Source organism: Actinomadura sp. 7K507, assembly GCF_004348425.1.
Taxonomy (GTDB): domain Bacteria; phylum Actinomycetota; class Actinomycetes; order Streptosporangiales; family Streptosporangiaceae; genus Spirillospora.
In genome coordinates this window covers 1-18,666 of the sequence record NZ_SMKK01000088.1, presented here as the reverse complement: position 1 = coordinate 18,666, position 18,666 = coordinate 1, and the positions used below count along the sequence as shown (strand labels likewise).

Sequence of the window (18,666 nt, the reverse complement as noted above, 5' to 3'; positions counted from 1 at the left end):
TCAAGAGCACCCGTATCGTGTTGCCCACTTGCAACCGAAAGACCCTCTCCGCCACGGTCGCGGGCGGCAGGCTAGGACGTCAAGCATACGGGCACAGCGGCCCGGAAAGGTTGGGTCGGCTGTGACGCGCGACGGGGAACGCAGTGCCACCGGACCGGGGGCCGGACACCGAAGGGGAGGTGCGGCTGTGGCGGGCGAATCGCCGCAGGGCACGGCGCTCGGCGCGGCACCGGGCGCCGCGCCGGACCAGGCCGCGCAGGACAGGGTCGCGGGGGGCGACGACGACATGGGGAGCGACTCCGCCGGTACGGCGCGGGACGGTGGGCCGGGCGTGGCGGGAACCGCCGAGGGCCGCGACACGCCCGGCGGCACGAAGATCGCGGAAGAATCGGACCACGGGATTTCGGACGACCCGGAAACGGCCATCAAGTCCGGACCGAAGTCCGGACCGGCGCGATCCGCCGAGGCCGGCGAATCGCCTGCCACCGGCGACGACGCATCCGGCGAGGCCGCGGAACCCGGTCGGCGGCGGCGCGCCCGGGGGCTGTGGACGCTGGCACGCCGGAACCCGACCTTCAGTGTGATCATTGCCACAGCGGCGCTGCTCCGGGTCATCGCGATGCTCGGCTACCAGCCGGTGATGTTCTTCAACGACAGCTTCGACTACCTGCACGTCGCGACCGACCCGTACCCGCACCCGCTGCGCCCCGACGGCTACGCCTTCCTGCTCGTGCTGCTCAAGCCGTTCCACAGCTTCGCGCTCGTCGCCGCCGTGCAGCACCTCATGGGCCTGTCCATGGGCGTGATGATCTACGCGCTGCTGCGGCGCAGGTTCGGGCTGCCCGGCTGGGGCGCCGCGCTCGCCGCGGCGCCGGTCCTGCTGGACGCCTACCAGCTGCAGCTCGAGCACCTCGTGCTGTCGGACACGATGTTCACGTTCCTGGTGATGAGCGCGGTGACGCTGCTGCTGTGGCACGACCGGCCGTCCTGGAAGATCGCGGCGGCGGTCGGACTGATCATCGGGCTGTCCTGGCTGACCCGCTCGGTCGGGATGCCGGTGCTCCTCGGCGTGCTGGTGTACATGCTGATCCGGCGCAGCGGCTGGAAGCTCATGGGCGTCACGCTGGCGGCCTGCATGCTGCCCGTGGTGTCCTACATGGGCTGGTACAAGCTCGACAGCGGCAAGTTCGCGATCACCGAGAGCAACGGGATCTTCCTGTACGCGCGGGTCTACAAGTTCGCCGACTGCCACAAGATGGGCGACCTGCCGGTGCGCGAGTACGCACTGTGCACCGAGCCCGCGAACCGGCTGCCCAACTCGCAGGACGGGATCTGGAACGCCCAGTCCCCGCTGAACCGCTACCCCGGCATGCGGTTCGGCCCCGACAACAACGCGCTCAGCAACGACTTCGCCAAACGGGCGATCATCGCGCAGCCCGGCGACTACCTGCAGGTGGTCGCGTACGACTTCTTCCGGGTCTTCCGATGGGAGCGGACAGTCTTCCCCGACCCGGACACGTACAAGCAGTACGAGTTCCGCCAGACCACGAGCAGGACGCTGCCCGACTGGCGCATGCAGGGCGGAAGGACCGCGGTCTCCGAGGCGAAGGCGTACGAGCGGGGCGACGCCGAGACCCGCGTCGTCGAGCCGTTCGGCGGCATCGCCCGCGGGTACCAGGACGTCTTCTACCTGCGCGGCACGATGGTCGGCGGCATCCTGCTCCTCGGCCTCGCCGGGCTCATCCCGCTGTGGCGCCGCTTCGGCGGCCAGGCGTTCCTGCCGTGGACGCTCGCGACCGGCCTGCTGCTGGCGCCCGCCGCCACCGCCGAGTTCGACTACCGGTACGTGCTGCCCGCCGTCCCGCTGGCGGCGCTCGCCGCCGGGATGGCGTTCTCGCCGGAGTCCCGCAGGACGGTCGCCGGCTGGGGACGCCGCCTGCGGCCCGGCTCCGCCGCCGCCGACGCGCCAGAGGTCCCGGCCGAGCAGGCCGAGCCGAAGGTCCCGGAGGTCGCGGCCAAGTAGGCCCCGCGCTTAGTGGTCCGCGTCGTAAGTTCCTCGGGGGTCAGGCTGCGGTTGGCAGAGCGGGCTGATGTTGGTGCTGGGTTTCGTGCTCGGCTTCTTCGTGCTGCTGGATTCGGTCCAGTAGGTTCTGCAGGTCGGCCCGGGTGAACTTCCAGTTGAAGGGCCGGGCGGTCTGGTTGTACCGGTGCTCGAAGGCGGTCAGCCGGTCTTGGACCTGGTCCAGGTCGGTGAAGTCGTTGGGAGCCAGGACCTTGCGCTGGAGGATGGAGAAGTAGATCTCCACCTGGTTCAGCCACGAGGCGTGTACCGGTGTGTGGACCATGACCGTGTTCGGGTAGCGGCTGGTCAGCCGGTCGATCGCGGCCTGGCCGCGGTGGGAGGAGCCGTTGTCGACGATCCAGAACACCCGGCGGGCCGAGGCGTAGGGTTGGCGGGTCATGACCTCGTCGACCAAGTCGGTGAACGGGTCGATCCCGGTGGTCTCGCTGCATAGTCCGATGACTTGCGCGTGGTGGACGTCGTAGGCGGCCAGATAGGCCAGTGCGCCGCCGCGGTCGTATTCGTGCTCGACGCGCATGGTGCGCGAGGTGCCCGGCGGCAGGGTGGGATGGCAGCGGCAGCGCGCCTGGATCGAGGTCTTCTCATCGGAGGAGATCACATACTCGTCGTCGCAGAGCCGGACGCCGTCGAAGATCCGGGCGTACAGGTCCAGCACACGGTCGGCCTTGACGGCGAAGGCCGGGTCGCGGATGAACAGCCAGGACCGGTGTTGCCAGGGCTTGAGCGCGTCGGCGGCCAGGATGCGGCGCACGGTGGAGGCCGACATCGCCGGTGCGACGCCGCGGGCCACGACCTGATCGGCCAGGTCACCACAGCTCCAGCGTGACAGCGGGATCCCGGTCTCGGCCGGCAGTTGGCAGGCCAGCGCCTTGACCTCGGTGACCTGGGCCGGGGTGAAACGGGTCGGCCGCCCGGACCGGGGCCGGTCGGCCAGGCCCGCCGCGCCCTGGTCGGCATACCGGCCGCGCCAGAGCCGGGCGGTGTCGACGCTGATGCCCCGGAGGCGGGCGATCTGGGCGTTGGAGCAGCCATTGGCGGCGTCCAGCACGATCTGGGCCCGGACCACGTGCTGGTGAGCAGCGGTGCGGGAGGAGGCGAGCTTGGTCAGCCGACGCCGTTCGGGGCCGGTCAGGGTGATCTGGCGAGCATGAGAGGCGGGCACCGCAGAGCCTTCTGGACAAGATCGTGAACGGGGAGATCCGATCTTGTCCGCCCGTGCCCGGCACCCACGCCGGACACGCCGCAGCAGGCAAGATGGCCGCATGCCGCCTGCGATTCCTGCCTCGACCAAGACTTCACTGGCCCAGCGGCTGCGCTCGCACGCCCGCCAGCACTGGCCCCAACTGCGTGACCTGCACATCCACTACCACGGCCAGTTCGCCTACGTCGAAGGAGAACGGCCCGACGGCCACCGGCAGCCCCTCATCCGGCTCCGCTACGGCGGATCGGCCTCAACCTGGGGATTCGGCCTCTACCTGGCCAGCAGCGGGAAATACGAGAACCAGATCTTGCCCAACGGCATGACCGCGGGCACCCCACAAGAAGCTCTCGACTGCGCCTGCGGCCTCTACCTCGGCAACTGACCGCGCTCAGCCCCCGAGGAACTTACGGCGCAGACCACTTAGTAGGTACCGCGCTCGGGTAGGTACCGCGCTCGGGTAGGCGCCGTGGCTCAGGTAGGCCCAGCGCCTCGGGTCGGCCCCGCAGCTCAGGTAGGGCCGCGCTCGAACGGGGTGCGGCGGTTACCAGGCGTGCACGCGGCGGAGGTGGAACACCATCGCCACGTCCTCGCCGCCGCGGGCCTTCGGGATCTCCTCCTTCTCGCCCCGCGTCGCGGACAGCGCCTTGACGTTCTGGCTCTGGCAGCGGGGGCAGGAGCGATCCAGCCAGGGCGTCATGCAGGGGTGCCCGCCGCGCTCGTAGATGACGGCCGCGTTCCCGTGCCCGTCACCGCAGTGTCGTACCTCCAGCTCCTCCTTCCAGTAAGTCGAGCAGTTCCGGCACTCGAAGACCCAGGTCTCATGGCTCGACCATGCCTCCCGCACGCCCATCACCCCCTCGGTACGCCCGGGTATGCCAAACGCCGCATTCCAAACGCCGTATGCCAAACACCAACAATGGGTGTTATTCCCCCGTACCGCCGGTCGCATCGCCCCGGCGGCGATTACTTCACCAGGCCCGCTACTTCTTCAGGCCCGCTACTTCTTCCTGGACTGGACGACGGCGTCGTAGACGACGCGCTTCGGGGTGCGGTTCTCCTTGGCGACGTCCGCGATGGCCTGCTTGCGGGGCGTTCCGGCGTCCACCCGTTCGGCGACCACGGCCGCCAGGTCGGCCGGGTCCGAGAGCCCCTCCGGCTCGGGCGCGCCGCCGACCACCACCGTGATCTCGCCGCGGACACCGTCCGCGGCCCATGCGGCGAGCTCGCCGAGCGTCCCCCGGCGGACCTCCTCGTAGGTCTTGGTCAGCTCCCGGCAGACGGCGGCCTGGCGGTCCGCGCCGAACGCGTCCGCCATGGCCGTGAGCGTGACGGGCAGCCGGCGCGGCGACTCGAAGAACACCATCGTGCGCGGCTCGGCGGCCAGCGCCTCCAGCCGCCGGGACCGCTCGCCCGGCTTGCGCGGCGGGAAGCCCTCGAAGCAGAACCGGTCCGCGGGCAGGCCCGACACGACCAGCGCGGTCGTGACGGCGGACGGTCCGGGCAGCACCGAGACCGGCACCTGTTCGGCGACGGCGGCCCGGACGAGCCGGTACCCGGGATCGGACACGCCCGGCATCCCCGCGTCGGTGATCACCAGGACGTCCCGCCCGGCCAGCAGCTCCGCCAGCAGTTCCGCCGTCCTGGCCTTCTCGTTCTGGTCGTAGTAGGACACGACGCGGGCGGTGAGCTCGACGCCGAGGTCGCCCGCCAGCCTGCGCAGCCTGCGGGTGTCCTCCGCCGCTATCACCGGAGTCCCGGCCAGCGCCGCCCGCAAACGCGCGGACGCGTCCTCCGCCCGCCCGATCGGCGCCGCCCCCAGCAGCAGGTTCCCACTCACGCGCCGCATTGTCCCACCGGGTGCTCGCGGGCGTCTCATCCGCGTTCCGGGGACGCCCTAAACTCCCAGGATGGCTACGACGGATCTGGTTCCCGCCTCGGCCGTCGGGTCGCGGCGCAGGCCCCCGCTCCGGGACTGGCTCGCGCCCGCGATCCCGGGCAGCCGGCCGCTGGCCTGGCTCGGCGCGCTGCTGGTGACGCTGTTCGCGGGCTACCTGCGCTTCGACGGGCTGGGGACGCCGAAGGCCGTCGTGTTCGACGAGACCTACTACGCCAAGGACGCGCTGGCCCTGCTGGAGTTCGGCTGGGAGCACAACACCGTCGAGAACGCCGACAAGATGCTCATCGCCGACCCGGACGCGAACATCTGGGCCAACGGCGCCGCGTTCGTGGCGCATCCGCCGTTCGGCAAGTGGATGATCGCGATCGGCGAGTGGATGTTCGGCGCGACGCCGTTCGGATGGCGGTTCATGCCCGCCCTCCTCGGGACGCTGTCGGTGCTGATCCTGTGCCGGCTCGCCCGCCGGATGACCGGCTCGACGCTGCTGGGCTGCGCCGCCGGACTGCTGCTGGCGCTGGACGGCCTGCATTTCGTGACCAGCCGGACCGCGCTGCTGGACGTCTTCGTGATGTTCTGGATCCTCGCCGGGTTCGCCTGCCTGGTGAACGACCGGGACCGCTCCCGCCGCGTCCTCGCCGAGAAGATCGAAGGCGGGGACACCTCGGTTCACGGGCCGTTCCTCGCGCACGGCTGGCGGTACGCCGCGGGGGTCTGCCTCGGCCTGGCCTGCGCCACCAAGTGGACGGGCGTCTTCTACGTCGCCGCGTTCGGGCTGATGGTCGTGCTGTGGGACTACGGCGCCCGCCGCGCGGCCGGGGTCCGGGCGCCGTTCGCCGGGACGATGCGGCTGGAGGCCGTCCCCGCGTTCTTCCAGCTCGTCGTGGTCGGGCTGGTGACCTACGTGGCGACCTGGTGGGGCTGGATCTTCAAGCCGGGCGGCTGGGGGCGCGGCGACGCGTCCGGCTTCGTGCTGTGGCGGCCGTTCGAGGCCCTGCCGGACCTGTGGCGCTACCACGGGCAGATACTCGGCTTCCACAGCGGCCTGGACGACGATCACCCGTACCAGTCGTGGCCGTGGGACTGGCCGATCCTGCGGCGTCCGGTCGCGTTCTTCTACACCGAGCCGAAGAACGCGTGCGGCGACGCGGGGCGCTGCTCCCGCGAGATCCTCGGGATCGGCACGCCCGCGCTGTGGTGGGGCGCGCTGGCCGCGCTGATCGTCGTCGCGTTCATCTGGGTCATGCTGCGGGACTGGCGGGCCGGGGCGATCCTGCTCGCGTTCGCGGCGGGCTGGCTGACCTGGTTCCCCTCGGCGTTCAACGAGCGCACGATGTTCCTGTTCTACGCGACGCCCCTGATCCCGTTCATGGTGCTCGCGGTCGTCCTCGTGCTCGGGTATCTGATAGGACCCGCGCCCGCCGGAGTGGCGGGCGCGCATGCCGTGCGTCCCGGTGGACACGACCCGCTCGGGGAGGGCGGAGCGCACACGCCGGATTCCGTCCCGCACGGGGAGGGCGGGACGCACACGCCGGAACCCGTCCCGTCGGCGGGGATGCGGCGGCTGGTCGGCGCGGCGGTCGCGGGGGCGTTCATGCTGGTGGTGCTGGCGAACTTCGCGTACTTCCACCCGATCCTGTCCGCCGACACGATCCCCTACGACGACTGGGACCAGCGGATCTGGTTCCAGTCCTGGGTCTGACGCCCGCCGGGGTCAGGTGGCGGCCTCGGCGGTGACGGCCGGGGCGGCGGCACGGGGACGGAGCGTGCGGGCGCCGAGGAGGCAGAGCACCAGGGCGAGGACGCCGCCGACGCCGGCCCCGGCGAACGCGCCGGAGACACCCCCGGCTTCCTGCCCGATGCCGGAGACGAGGGAGCCGACGGAGGTGCCCGCGCCGACCGCCGCGACGACCCACGCGAACGCCTCGGTGACGGTCCCGGTCGGCGCGAGCCGGTCGACGAGCGCGAAGCTGCACGCCAGCACGGGTGCGAGGAAGACGCCGCTGACGAACGCGAGCACCGACATGACCGGGAGGCCGGGCGCGAGGACCAGCGGGACGTATCCGGCGGCAAGCGCGGCGAGCAGCCACGGCAGCCGCCGGTGCGGCTCGCCCGCCCACGGCCGGGCGCCGTAGACGAGGCCGCCGGCCAGCGCGCCGCCCGCCATGCACGCCAGCAGCAGCCCGGACGCCAGGTCGCGGCCGTACCGTTCGGCGTAGGCGACGACGGCCACGGCGTAGACGCCGAGCGCGATGCCCGCGCAGGCGAGCGACAGCAGCAGGATCCGCAGCCCCGGAGAGCGCAGCGGCCCCGCCCAGTCGGCGGCGCGCGGCTCGCTCCGCCATCGGCGCGACGGCCCGGACAGCACGACGACCAGGGTTCCGGCGATGCCGAACGCGCCGGTGAGCAGCAGCGCGGCCTCGGTGTTCAGGACGGCCGCGGCGACGACGATCAGCGGGCCGACGGTGAAGAGGATCTCCTGGGAGGCCGCGTCGAGCGCGTAGGCGGCGTCGACCTGCTCCTGGCCGTCCAGGACGTCCGGCCAGAGGGCGCGCAGCCCCGCCTCCAGCGGCGGTGTGGCGAACCCGGCGATGACCACGGCGATGACGGACACCGGCAGCGGTCCGGCGCCGGCGACGGCGAGCAGCCCGAAGCCCCCGGCGGACGCGCAGGCCGCCGGGAGCAGGACGGGCGGCTGGCCGAACCGGTCCATGACGCGGCCGAGGACGGGCTGGCCCGCGGCCGTCGCGAGGCCGAGGATCGCGGCGAGCGTCCCGGCGAGGGCGTATCCGCCGCCGTCCGCGCGGATGTGGAGCACCACGGCGAGCATCCCCATCCCGTTCGGCAGCCGCCCGAGGAGGGTGCCGCCGAGCAGCCTTCCCGCGTACGGCCTCCGCAGGAAGACGACATAGCCGCGCATAGATGGCCCCCGCAAGATCGCAGTCATACGTATTACTTGCCGAGTCATACGTACCACTTGAGGGCGGCTCCGCTCTAGTCTTATTTCCGTTCCGATCCGCCCGCAGGAGGCACCCGTGTCGTTAGCCGGCCGTCCCACCAGCAAGGACGTGGCTCAGGAGGCCGGGGTATCGCAGTCCACGGTCTCGCTCGTGCTGGGCGGCAAGTGGGAGGGCCGGGTCTCCCCCGCCACCGCGCGCGGCGTCCGCGACGCCGCCGAACGCCTCGGCTACCGCCCCAACCAGGCGGCCCGGAACCTGCGGCTCGGCACCACCCGGACCGTCCTGCTGCTCGTCCCGACCCTGACCGCGCCGTTCTTCGGCCCGGTCTACACGGGCGCGGCCCGGGTAGCCGCCCGGCACGGCTTCGGCGTCGTCGTCTCGACCTGGCCGGACGACGCGGCAGGCCCCGCCGACAGCCCCTTCGGCGCCCAGAACGAGGCCATCGACGGCATCCTCGCGTCCTCCATGGCCGTGGAAGCCCTCGGCGATTTCCGCGAAACCCCCGCCGTGATGCTCGACAGCGGCCCCCACGCCCCCCGCACGGACGACTACGTCCCCACGGTCGACTTCGGGGTCGCCGACGGGGCGCGGGCGATCGTCGCGCATCTCGCCGGGCTCGGGCACCGGCGGATCGGGCACGTGGCCGCCGCGGTCGACCAGTGGACGTTCCACGCTCGCGGCGACGCGCTCTCCGCCGCGGTCGCGGCGCTGCCCGGCGGGCGGCTGACCCGGTCCGCCTGCGCGATCGACGTCACCTCGGCCAAGGACGCCGCCGGGCGGCTGCTGGACGGCCCCGACCGGCCGACCGCGCTCGTCTGCGACGACGACCTGATCGCCGCGGGCGCGTACAAGGCGGCGCGGGCGCGCGGACTCGACATCCCGGCCGACCTGTCGGTCACCGGGGTCGACGACGTGCTGCTCGCCACCGCGCTGGAACCCGAGCTGACCACCGTCCGGCTCCCCGCCGAGGAGCTGGGCGCGCAGGGCATGACGGCCCTGCTCGACCTCCTGTCCGGCGGCCACCCGGCTCCCCGCGTCCTTCCCGGCGAGCTGATCGTCCGCGATTCCACGGCTCCACCCGCCCGGTGACCGGAAGCCCGGCCCACAGGTTCTTCAAGCACCGGGACCGGCCGTAGCGCCGGACGTACCCGCAGCTCATGCGGCACTTATATCCGCGATCATATTGATCCGGGCCCAATATCAATATTGGACATCGTCGTGGCGGACTGGTGTGCTCGCCGTATGCGAACAAGATCAGCCCGATTCAGGACCGTCCTCGGGGCCACCGGCCTCGCGCTCTCCCTCCTCGGCTCGTCCGCCGGATGCGGCGGCGGCCCGGAGACCGGGAACGCGACCCCGAAGAGCGCCACCGGCGGGCTGCAAGCGTCGCCGGAGCGTGCCGCCGCCCCGTCCCAGGGCGCGGTCGACAAGGAGTTCCGCGCACTCGAAAAGAACCGCCAGGTGCGCATCGGCGCGTATGCCATCGACACCGGCGACGGGCGGGCCGTCGGATACCGCGCCGGCGAGCGTTTCCCCTTCCTGTCCACGTTCAAGGCCGTGGTGTGCGGCGCGGTCCTGCAGAAGGCCCGCCGCTCGGACCCCGGCCTGATGGACCGTGTCATCCGCTACAAGGAGTCCGACCTTGTCGACCACTCCCCCGTCACCGAAAAGCACGTGAAGACAGGCATGACCGTCGCCGAACTGTGCCGCGCGGCGATCGTCGTCAGCGACAACACCGCCGCCAACCTGGTGCTGAAGCAGATCGGCGGCCCCGCCGGGGACACCGCGTTCTTCCGCTCGCTCGGCGACCGGCACAGCCGGCATGACCGCTGGGAGCCCGAGGCCAACGACTGGAAGCCCGGCGAGGTCCGCGACACCCTCGTGCCGCGGGGCTGGGCCCACGGCCTCCGGACGCTCACCACCGGGAACGCGCTCGCACCCGCCGACCGGACCCGCCTGATCGGCTGGATGAAGGCCACCGAGTCGGGCGCCGACCGCATCCGGGCCGGGCTGCCGGAAGGCTGGACGGCCGGCAACAAGACCGGCACGGGCGGCGTCTACGGCACCGCGAACGACACGGCGATCGCCTGGCCGCCGTCCGGCGAGGCACCGCTGATCATCGTCGTCACGACCAACCGGCGGGCGGCGGACGGCACCGAGGACCCCGCGGCGATCGCCAAGGCCGCCTCCGCCCTGGTCCGCGCGCTGCGGCCGGCGGGCTAGAGGCGCCGTGGCCCCGGGCCGTACCACCGCGTCCGCGCGTCCGCTTCAGGCCCGGGGCCCGTCTTCCGGCGGGAGGTCCGCCGACCGCCGGACCATCCTGGTGATCGCCACCGTCCAGGTCGCCATCGGGCTCGGCTTCTACTCCGTGTTCGCCCACGTCGTCGCCCATCTGCGCGACGGCGTAGGGCTGGCCGCCGGGACGATCGGCCTGGTGCTCGGCGCCCGGCTCCTCATCCAGTACACGCTGCTGCTGCCGGTCGGGGCGCTGACGGACGCGCTCGGCGCGCCCCGGGCCGGGACGCTCGCGTGCGTGCTCCGCGCCTGCGGGTTCGCTCTGCTGGGCACGGCGGACGGACTCGCCGGGCTGACCGCGGCGGCCGTCCTGCTCGGCGCCGGCGGCGCCGTCTACCATCCGGCCGCCCAGTCGGTGGTGGCGGGACTGTCGCCCGCGCGCCGTTCGGGCGGCTACGGGACATACCTGATCGGCGGGCACGTCTCCGCGGTGATCGGCCCGCCCGCCGGGCTGGTCCTGCTGGGCGGCGGCGGGTTCCCCGCGCTCGCGGCCGCCGCGGCGGCCGCGTGGGGCATCGCCGCCGCGCTCTTCCTGCTGCTCCCCGCGGCCCCGCGCGTGCCCGGCGCCTCGGCGCCCCGGACGTTGGCGCGGAGCATCGGCGCGGTGTCGCGCGACCGCCCGTTCCTCCGGTTCGCCGCGCTCGCCGCCCCCTCCACCCTGCTCGTCGGCGGGACCACGACCGTCGTCCCGTTGAAGGGCTTCACCTCCGGCTGGACGACCATGTTCTTCTGCGTCGCCGCCGCCGTGGTCGCCGCCGTCCAGCCCTGGTGCGCCTCCGGCGGCCGGGCCGGCCGACCCGGCGTCCTGCGGGCCGGGCTGGTCCTCTCCGGTGCCGGGTACCTGGCGCTCGTCCCGCTGGACGGAGCCGCGCTCGCCGGGGACGGGGACGCCGCGCAGGCCGCGGGGCTGCTGGCCGCGGCCGTGCTCGGCGGGCTCGGGACGGGCCTCATGCAGCCGTCGATCTTCCAGGTCGTCGCGCGGCACGCGCCGCCCGAACGGATCGGCGCGTACCTCGGGACGTCGTCGTTCCTCGCCGGGATGGTGGCCTTCGCCGGCGCCCTGGCCGTCGGCGCGCTCTTCGACGCCGGGGCCGCGGGCGCGGCGGCCGCGCTCACCGGCCTGGCCGGCCTCGCGCTCCTGGCCGCCTGCGTCCGCGGGCGGCTACCGGCGTGACCGCCGCCCCTCCTCAGAGCCCTTTCAGGAACTTCGCGGCGATGGGGGCGGCGGCTTCGGCGCCGGTGCCGCCGTCCTCGACGATGACGGCGAAGGCGACGTCGTCGCGGTAGCCGATGAACCAGGCGTGCGTCGGCGGCTCCTCGCCCGAGCCGAACTCGGCCGTCCCGGTCTTGCCGGCGGTCCCGGACGGGAAGCCGGCGTCGGACGCGGTCCCCTCGCTGACGACGGCGGGCATCAGGGCCTGCAGCGCCTTCTCCACCGCGGGCTCCAGCTTCTTCGGCGGCACGGGCTTGCGGCCCTCGGCGTCGGCGGCCTGCGAGGCGAGGGCCGCGTCGACGATGCGGGGCGAGCGCCAGGTGCCGTCTGCCGCCGCGGCGGCGACGCCCGCCATGTTGAGCGGGCTGGTCAGCACCTGGCCCTGGCCGAAGGAGGCCGAAGCGAACGCGGCGTCGTCCTTGTTGCCGGGGAACGCGCCACGAACGGCGGGGAGCCCGGCGATGATCGGGACGTTGAAGCCGAACTGGCCCGCGACCTGGGCGAGACGCTCCTGGCCGAGCTCGTCCACGGCGAGGCGCGCGAACGTGGTGTTGCACGAGTGCGCGAACGCCTCGCGGAACGGGATCCTCCCGAAGTCCTCGTCCTCGTAGTTGTGGAACGAGCGCCCGCCGATCTTGGTGGTGGCCGGGCAGGCGACCGGCGTGCGCACGCCCAGGCCGTCCGCGACGAGGGCGGCGGCGGTGACGACCTTGAACGTGGAGCCGGGCGGGTACTGGCCCATCAGGGCGCGGTTGTAGCCGCCGGGCTTGTTCGCCACGGCGAGGATCTCACCGGTGGAGGGGCGCAGCGCGACCATGGACGCGGGCTTCTTCGCTCCACCGAGCGCTTCGCCGGCGGCGGTCTGCACCTCCGGGTCGATGGTCGTCTTCAACGGCTCGCCGGCCTTGCCGCCGTACCGCTGCAGCGTCTTCACCGCGTCGCCTTCGGCGTCGACGATCTGCACGGCGAGGGCGGGCGTTCCGGCGAGCCGGCGCTCGTACTGCCTCTGCAGGCCGTCCGCACCGACCGTGTCGCCCTCGCGGTAGGGCGCGCCGAGTTCCTTCACCGCCTTGGCGGACGCGGGCCCGAGCGGCCCGGCGAGCTGCCGGGCGGACCCGGACTTCGAGCCGCTCAGGTCGCTGCCGTCCGCCGCGAGGACGGCCGCGCGGTCGGACCAGGCGCGGGACGCGATCAGCTTCTGCCCGTCCTTGAGGTCCGGGTGCAGGAGCTGCGTCGACCACTTGACGCGCCACTCCCCCTCCCGCTCGACGAGCGGCAGGACCCCGTCGTACTCGAAGGCCCGGTCGCCGGCGAGCGTCAGCTCGGCGGTGTAGGCCCCGCCCGCCTTGCCGTCGTCCGCGTCGCCGACCGAGGCGACGGTGTAGCGCTGGCGCGTGACGCCCAGGTCGGTGCGCATGGCGGCGACGCGCTTGTCGAAGTCGGCGGGCGGGCCGTCGGTCAGTACCTTCATCGCGGCGACGTCGCCGCCGCTCCAGGCCGCGAGGAAACGCTCCGCGGTGTCTCTCGGGTCGTCTCCCCGCCGCAGGAACCACACCGCTCCCGCCCCCACGATCAGGACCACCACCGCGACGCCCGCGGCGATGATCACACGGGTCCGGTGCATCATCGATCTCCTTTCGCCCCCTTGAGGGGGTCGCTTCGCGGTGCTCCTTGGCGGAGTCTCGTCGGCGGCCCCCCTCGATCAAGGCACAAGAACACCAGCCCAACGCCGAAATGTCCAAGATTGATATCAGTGTCACAGAGATACGCCGATTGATATCGTTGCCGGTCGTGAACGTCGTCGGCCATCTGCAGTGCTTCGTCACCGTGGCGGAAGAGCTGCATTTCGGCCGTGCGGCGGAGCGTCTCGGCATGGCGCAGCCGCCGCTGAGCCAGCGTATCCAGCGGCTGGAGCGCGAACTCGGCGTCCGGCTGTTCGACAGGTCCAGCCGGAAGGTGGAATTGACCGCGCCCGGAAGGCTGCTGCTGGACGAGGCCCGTGACATCCTCACCCGCGTGGATCGCGTCTACTCCGTCGCCGAGCGGGCCAGGCTCGGCGAGGTCGGCACGGTGCGGGCGGGGCTGCCGAGCGACCTCGGCGGCCCGATCGTCGCCGCGCTGATCGCCGCGTTCCGCGCCCGCCGCCCGGACCTGCGGCTCGACCTGCGGGAGACGGGGACGGCCGATCAGGTCCGCGCGCTCGCGGAGGGCGCGCTGGACGCCGGGGTCGTGCGGCACCCGTGCGACTCCCGCGACCTGGAACTCGGCCCGATGCTCGGCCAGCCGCTCGGCGTGCTGCTGCCCTCCGGGGCACGCCTGGCCGCGTCGCCCGAGGTGCATCTCGCCGACCTCGGCGGGCGCGACCTCGTGGTGTCCCCGCGCGAGGAGGCGCCCGGCGCCCACGACGACCTGCTGGCGGCCTGCCGCAGGCACGGCTACGCGCCCGCCGACGTCCACGAGGCGCGGCACCCGCAGTTCGCGCTGGGGCTGGTCCTCGCCGGGACGGCCGTGGCCCTCGTCCCCCGCGTCGACGACACCCCCGGGGTGACATGGCGCCCGCTGGCGGGCGAACCGCTGGCGTGGCGGACGTCGTGCGCGTGGCGGCGGGCGGCCGACCCCGAGCACGCCCGCGCGATCGCCGACTTCACCGCCGTCGCCACCGCCGTCCTGCGCAGCGAGGCCGGAATGGCGCCGCCGGACGCCGCGCCCGCCCGCCGCGTGATCCCGCGCCCGTCCTCGGGATTCCTAGCATGAGCGAAGCGAACCGGGGGGCGTGGGGCACCGGCCCCCCGCAGAGGGAAGGCGTGACGGAGGTCCGGGCGGATGTGACCCAGCGCATCGAAGCGGAGTTCCGGGCCGCCGGGGTGACCGGCTTCCTGCACGTCACGGACATCGACACGGGCCGGGAGGTCGCGGTCCGCGCCGGCGATCCCGTCGTGCTCGCCTCGGTCTTCAAGGTGCCGCTGCTCGTCACGTTCCACCGGCAGGCCGCCGACGGCCTGCTCGACCCGGCCGAGCCGGTCACGCTGCGCCCGCGGGACCGCACCGCCGGCCCGACCGGGATATCGGGGATGCAGGACGAGGTCCGCATGTCGCTCCGCGACCTGACCTTCCTGATGATCACCGTCAGCGACAACGCCGCCGCCGACGTCCTCCTCGACCGCGTCGGCCGGGACGCCGTCAACGCGACGGCCGCCGCGCTGGGGCTCCGCGACACGATCGTCGAGTGCGGCGGGCGCGAACTGCACGAATCCCTGCTGGCGGACGCCGGGGTGTCCAGCTTCGCGGACGTGTGGCCCCGGTTGGACGAGCCCGGCGTGCTGGCCCGGCTGCGCGCCCTCGACCCGCTGCGCACGAGCCGCAGCACGCCCCGCGACATGACCCGGCTGCTGTCGATGATCTGGCGGGACGAGGCCGCGCCGCCGGACGGGTGCGCGGCGATGCGGCGGCTGTTCGGCCTCCAGGTCTGGCCGCACCGCCTGTCGTCCGGCTTCCCCTTCGACGACGTCGTCGTGAGCGGCAAGACCGGGACGCTGCCGACGCTCCGCAACGAGGTCGGCGCGGTCGAGTACCCGGACGGGGGCCGGTACGCCGTCGCGGTGTTCACCAGGTCGCCGCTGCCGGTCGCCGTCCTGCCGCGGGCGGACGCCGTGATCGGCACCGCGGCCCGCATGGCCGTGGAGTCGCTCCGCCGTCCCTGACGGGCCCCGCCTGGACACCCTGCCGGAGGAGCCCATTACCACCGATCCGCGCGACCGCTAAGCCAGCACACCTCCGGGAAACATAAGCTGTACCCCGGCTTTGATCACTCTTGGGGAGAATTCGTTGCGGCTGCCGGAGCATCTGGAGCTACTGCTCACCGACGAGCCGGTGCTCGACGTCTATTCGCACGGTCCGTGGCGGGTCCCGGACGGGCTGTTCGAGGAGATCTCGGCGCGGATCGACGGGCTGGCGGCCGATCCGCGGGCCGCGGAGCTGACCACCGACGAGCACAAGCTCCTGACGCTGCCGGCGTCGCTGGTCACCGCGGAGATCTTCGGCATGCTGGCGTTCCTGCCGGGCGGCGGCGCGATCAAGGCGGGTTCGTGGTCGCAGCTCCCGGAGCGGCTGCTGCACCGGCATCTGGTCAACCCCGGACCGCTCAGTACCCGGATGACCCGCTGGGACGCGCCGGGCGGGCGGTGGCGCCCGCCGGTCGACTGGCTGATCGAGGCCCCCGAGCGGGAGCTCGCGATCGACCTGGCCCGCGACTGCCTGTCCGTCCTGGAGGGCATCGAGCCGCTGGAGGAACGCCGCAAGGCGCTGCTGCGGCTGTACGACGACGCGCCCGTGTGCGACGTGAACGTGCCGAAGATGGAGCTGCGGGAGCTCTGGCACGCGCACGCCGGGGACGACATCGTCACGGCGGTGCCCGAGCTGCTCGGCCCGGTCGGCTACCTGGAGTGGGTGTGCGCGGGACTGCTCGCGTCCTACGACCGTCTGACGGAGGCGGCGCCGCGGGACGAGAGCGTCGAGGTCCACCTGATCCAGCTGCTCCTGCAGGGCAGCATGGAGCACGTCCCGGCGGAGCTGGCCGCCGCGCTGGGCGAGGACCGGTACCACGAGCTGCAGCAGCGGTTCCCCGTCGAGCGCCGCGGGTTCAAGCCGGGCGCCTGGCAGGAGCGGACGCGCGCCTGGCTCGTCCGGGCGCTGGTCGCGGGCGGCGCCGACGCCTGCCGGGGCTGGCTCGACATGGCGATGCGGTTCATCGCGGTCGTCCAGGGGCTGCCCGGTGACCCGTGGTTCCCGAAGGCCGAGTGGATCCCCGTCGGCCAGTTCCAGACCGACCTGCGGCGGCTGTACGCGCCGCGCCGCCGGGTCGTCAACCCGCTCACCGAGACGCTGAAGAGCGTCCCGGAGCGCGCCGGCCTCGCCTCGGCGCCGGCGGGCGCGGGGGCGGGCGCGTCGGCGGGCGGGCGCGCGGAGCTCGCGACGTCGCTGGTCGAGCAGCCCGAGGTGGTCGAGGCGCTGGACCAGCTGACCCGCGGCGACGAGCCCGTCCGGCTGCTGCTCTCCGGCCCCGACGGCACCGGCAAGCGCGACGCCGCCCAAGAGCTCGGCAGGGCCCTGGCGCTCGGGCGCGACCCGCACTGGATCACCGACAACCTGTACACGGGCCAGCGGCTCTCGGACGCCGTCGCCAGGCTCCACGCCGACGCGCGCGACTGCGCCGGCGACCGGCTCCTCGTCATCGAGGGGCTGGACGGCATCGTCACCGACCCCGGCAACGGGGAGGCCATCGCCGCCGAGCTGCACCGGCTGCTGGCGATCCACCCGGACCTGCATCTGGTGGCGCTGTGCGACACGGGCGGCGAGGAACGGATCCGCGGCATCAACCCCGTCCTGCCGCAGCGGTTCCGGATCGCGCGGACCCACCCGTTCAGCGCGCGGGGCCACGCCGAGCTGTTCCGCCGGGCCCTGGACGCCCGCGGCGCCCGCGGGACGCGGCAGGCGGTCGAGGCGGCGGGCGCGCTGCTGGCCGCGACACCTCCGATGCAGACGCTCCGCAACGCCCGCCTGGCCCCCTATCTCGCCGACCAGGCCGTCACCACGGCGCAGGCCCGCAAGCACGCGACGGCGGACTCGGCCACGGACACCGCGGGCACCGCGGGCACCACCGCGGGCACCACCACGGGCACGGCGCGGGAATCGGCGGTGGACGCCGAGTCGCCGGACGCCGCGTCCCCCACGGCCAGGCTGGTCATCCGCAAGCAGGACATCCCAGACACGCTGGACACCTCGGAGGCCACCGGCAACCCGCTCGCCGAGCTGCGCGACCTCACCGGCCTCGCCACCGTCAAGCACGAGATCGCGCTGCTCGTCGCCGGGACGCACGCGGCGCGGCTGCGCAGCGAGTCCGGGCTGACGATCACCCCGCCGACGCGGCACATGGTGTTCACCGGCAACCCCGGGACCGGCAAGACGATGGTGGCCCGGCTGCTCGGCCGCATCTACAAGCGGCTCGGGGTGCTGTCGTCCGGGCATCTGGTCGAGGCGTCCCGCGCCCATCTCGTCGGCGAGTACATCGGGCAGACCGCGCCCCGCACCCGCAGGCTGGTGGAACGCGCGCTCGGCGGCGTCCTGTTCATCGACGAGGCGTACACGCTCACGCAGTCGCCGATGAAGGGCGACTACGGGCACGAGGCGATCGCCGAGCTGGTGAAGCTGATGGAGGACCACCGCGACGACCTCGTGGTGATCGTGGCCGGATACGAGCAGGAGATGGTGGAGTTCCTCGCCGCCAACCCGGGCCTGGACTCGCGCTTCCCCAAGCAGATCCACTTCCCCGACTACACCGACGACGAACTGCTCACCGTGTTCGGGCAGCTCGCCGCCGGGGACGGCTTCCGGCTCGCGCCCGGCACCGACGACGTCCTGCTGACGATGCTGCGCCGCGCTCCCCGCGGCCCGTCCTTCGGCAACGGCCGCCTGATGCGCAACATGCTGGACGTCGCCGTGGCGAACCAGGCCGACCGGGTCGCGTCCGCCGCCGTCGCCGCCGCCGCCCAGGAGAAGAGCGCGAAGGGACGGACGGGCCGCAAGCCCTCCGCCGCCAAGCCCCCCAGCAAGAAGGAACTGATCACGCTCACGGCCGACGATCTGCCCCCGCTTCTGGATCACCCGGAGGAATTCTTCGGCTTGTACCTCTGAGCGGGTATGACCTGTGGTGGCTTCCCCGCCCGCCTACGGCGAGGAGGCCGCCATGCCGCGGACAGGCGACGGGCCCGCGACGGGCCCGCACGGGATCATGTCCGACGCCGACGTATGGTTCCGCGCGCGGCTCGGGAAGAGCTGGGTGCCCGCCTACCTGGCGGGACGCGGGTTCCCGGCGGGCGTGCAGCGGCGCTGGGGCATCGGCTACGCGCCGTCCCGTCCACACGCCCTCACCGATCACCTGCGCGTGCTCGGGCACGACGACGACGAGATCGTCGCGGCCGGTCTGGCACGTCCTGGGCAGGCAGGGGGCGGGCAGGCGCGGGG

The 18,666-nt window shown here is 73.3% G+C and carries 15 protein-coding genes; 10 read left to right on the top strand and 5 right to left on the bottom strand.

The window, feature by feature from the left end; translation table 11 throughout:
- Window positions 1-187 precede the first annotated feature (187 nt).
- Window positions 188-2,023 carry a glycosyltransferase family 39 protein gene (locus E1285_RS20805; RefSeq protein ID WP_243722943.1) on the top strand — a complete coding sequence of 612 codons (1,836 nt, stop codon included), beginning with the start codon at window positions 188-190 and terminating at the stop codon, window positions 2,021-2,023.
- A 40-nt stretch (window positions 2,024-2,063) separates the two neighbouring features.
- Here the strand turns inward: E1285_RS20805 and E1285_RS20800 are convergent, their stop codons facing one another.
- Window positions 2,064-3,245, bottom strand: coding sequence for an IS630 family transposase (locus E1285_RS20800; RefSeq protein ID WP_207946699.1), 1,182 nt, complete (start codon window positions 3,243-3,245; stop codon window positions 2,064-2,066).
- 100 nt (window positions 3,246-3,345) lie between these two features.
- Between E1285_RS20800 and E1285_RS20795 the strand changes: the two genes are divergently transcribed.
- On the top strand, window positions 3,346-3,666 hold the full coding sequence (locus E1285_RS20795; RefSeq protein ID WP_132154536.1) for a hypothetical protein: 321 nt from the start codon (window positions 3,346-3,348) through the stop codon (window positions 3,664-3,666).
- 159 nt (window positions 3,667-3,825) lie between these two features.
- Here E1285_RS20795 and E1285_RS20790 read toward each other — a convergent pair whose 3' ends face one another.
- Together E1285_RS20790 and rsmI are read right to left on the bottom strand one after the other, a co-directional pair.
- Entirely contained in the window at window positions 3,826-4,134 is a 309-nt protein-coding gene (locus tag E1285_RS20790; RefSeq protein WP_132154534.1) for a hypothetical protein, read from the bottom strand.
- Window positions 4,135-4,281: 147 nt separating this feature from the next.
- The gene (gene rsmI / locus E1285_RS20785) at window positions 4,282-5,130 is read right to left on the bottom strand and encodes a 16S rRNA (cytidine(1402)-2'-O)-methyltransferase (RefSeq protein WP_132154532.1); all 849 of its coding nucleotides are present in this window, start codon (window positions 5,128-5,130) and stop codon (window positions 4,282-4,284) included.
- A 61-nt stretch (window positions 5,131-5,191) separates the two neighbouring features.
- Here rsmI and E1285_RS20780 point away from each other — a divergent pair, with 61 nt between their 5' ends.
- On the top strand, window positions 5,192-6,880 hold the full coding sequence (locus tag E1285_RS20780) for a phospholipid carrier-dependent glycosyltransferase (RefSeq protein ID WP_132154530.1): 1,689 nt from the start codon (window positions 5,192-5,194) through the stop codon (window positions 6,878-6,880).
- 12 nt (window positions 6,881-6,892) lie between these two features.
- Here E1285_RS20780 and E1285_RS20775 read toward each other — a convergent pair whose 3' ends face one another.
- Entirely contained in the window at window positions 6,893-8,098 is a 1,206-nt protein-coding gene (locus E1285_RS20775) for an MFS transporter (RefSeq protein WP_132154528.1), read from the bottom strand.
- Between the two features lie 115 nt (window positions 8,099-8,213).
- Here E1285_RS20775 and E1285_RS20770 point away from each other — a divergent pair, with 115 nt between their 5' ends.
- The 3 genes from E1285_RS20770 to E1285_RS20760 all read left to right on the top strand — a co-directional run bounded on the left by E1285_RS20770 (window position 8,214) and on the right by E1285_RS20760 (window position 11,607).
- On the top strand, window positions 8,214-9,227 hold the full coding sequence (locus tag E1285_RS20770) for a LacI family DNA-binding transcriptional regulator (protein WP_132154526.1): 1,014 nt from the start codon (window positions 8,214-8,216) through the stop codon (window positions 9,225-9,227).
- 153 nt (window positions 9,228-9,380) lie between these two features.
- A complete protein-coding gene (bla, locus tag E1285_RS20765) occupies window positions 9,381-10,361 on the top strand; it encodes a class A beta-lactamase (protein ID WP_132154524.1) in 981 nt (326 codons plus the stop codon).
- Between the two features lie 100 nt (window positions 10,362-10,461).
- Window positions 10,462-11,607, top strand: coding sequence for an MFS transporter (locus E1285_RS20760; protein WP_165966691.1), 1,146 nt, complete (start codon window positions 10,462-10,464; stop codon window positions 11,605-11,607).
- A gap of 13 nt (window positions 11,608-11,620) precedes the next feature.
- Here the strand turns inward: E1285_RS20760 and E1285_RS20755 are convergent, their stop codons facing one another.
- Window positions 11,621-13,273: a penicillin-binding transpeptidase domain-containing protein gene (locus E1285_RS20755; RefSeq protein WP_243722942.1), complete on the bottom strand. Its 1,653-nt coding sequence runs from the start codon at window positions 13,271-13,273 to the stop codon at window positions 11,621-11,623.
- 164 nt (window positions 13,274-13,437) lie between these two features.
- Here E1285_RS20755 and E1285_RS20750 point away from each other — a divergent pair, with 164 nt between their 5' ends.
- The 4 genes from E1285_RS20750 to E1285_RS20735 form a co-directional block, all read left to right on the top strand.
- The gene (locus E1285_RS20750; protein ID WP_132154518.1) at window positions 13,438-14,400 is read left to right on the top strand and encodes a LysR family transcriptional regulator; all 963 of its coding nucleotides are present in this window, start codon (window positions 13,438-13,440) and stop codon (window positions 14,398-14,400) included.
- Window positions 14,397-15,347: a serine hydrolase gene (locus tag E1285_RS20745; RefSeq protein WP_132154516.1), complete on the top strand. Its 951-nt coding sequence runs from the start codon at window positions 14,397-14,399 to the stop codon at window positions 15,345-15,347. The genes E1285_RS20750 and E1285_RS20745 overlap by 4 nt, the downstream gene beginning before the upstream one ends.
- Window positions 15,348-15,471: 124 nt before the next feature.
- A complete protein-coding gene (locus E1285_RS20740; RefSeq protein ID WP_132154514.1) occupies window positions 15,472-18,336 on the top strand; it encodes an AAA family ATPase in 2,865 nt (954 codons plus the stop codon).
- A 52-nt stretch (window positions 18,337-18,388) separates the two neighbouring features.
- Window positions 18,389-18,666: hypothetical protein (locus tag E1285_RS20735; protein WP_207946698.1), on the top strand; the 278-nt coding region annotated here is incomplete at its 3' end.

Coding starts and splice junctions, on each gene's coding strand:
- E1285_RS20795 (WP_132154536.1), top strand. CDS start 3,346: ATGCCGCCTGCGATTCCTGCCTCGACCAAGACTTCACTGGCCCAGCGG.
- E1285_RS20790 (WP_132154534.1), bottom strand. CDS start 4,134: ATGGGCGTGCGGGAGGCATGGTCGAGCCATGAGACCTGGGTCTTCGAG.
- rsmI (WP_132154532.1), bottom strand. CDS start 5,130: ATGCGGCGCGTGAGTGGGAACCTGCTGCTGGGGGCGGCGCCGATCGGG.
- E1285_RS20780 (WP_132154530.1), top strand. CDS start 5,192: ATGGCTACGACGGATCTGGTTCCCGCCTCGGCCGTCGGGTCGCGGCGC.
- E1285_RS20775 (WP_132154528.1), bottom strand. CDS start 8,098: ATGCGCGGCTATGTCGTCTTCCTGCGGAGGCCGTACGCGGGAAGGCTG.
- bla (WP_132154524.1), top strand. CDS start 9,381: ATGCGAACAAGATCAGCCCGATTCAGGACCGTCCTCGGGGCCACCGGC.
- E1285_RS20755 (WP_243722942.1), bottom strand. CDS start 13,273: ATGATGCACCGGACCCGTGTGATCATCGCCGCGGGCGTCGCGGTGGTG.
- E1285_RS20745 (WP_132154516.1), top strand. CDS start 14,397: ATGAGCGAAGCGAACCGGGGGGCGTGGGGCACCGGCCCCCCGCAGAGG.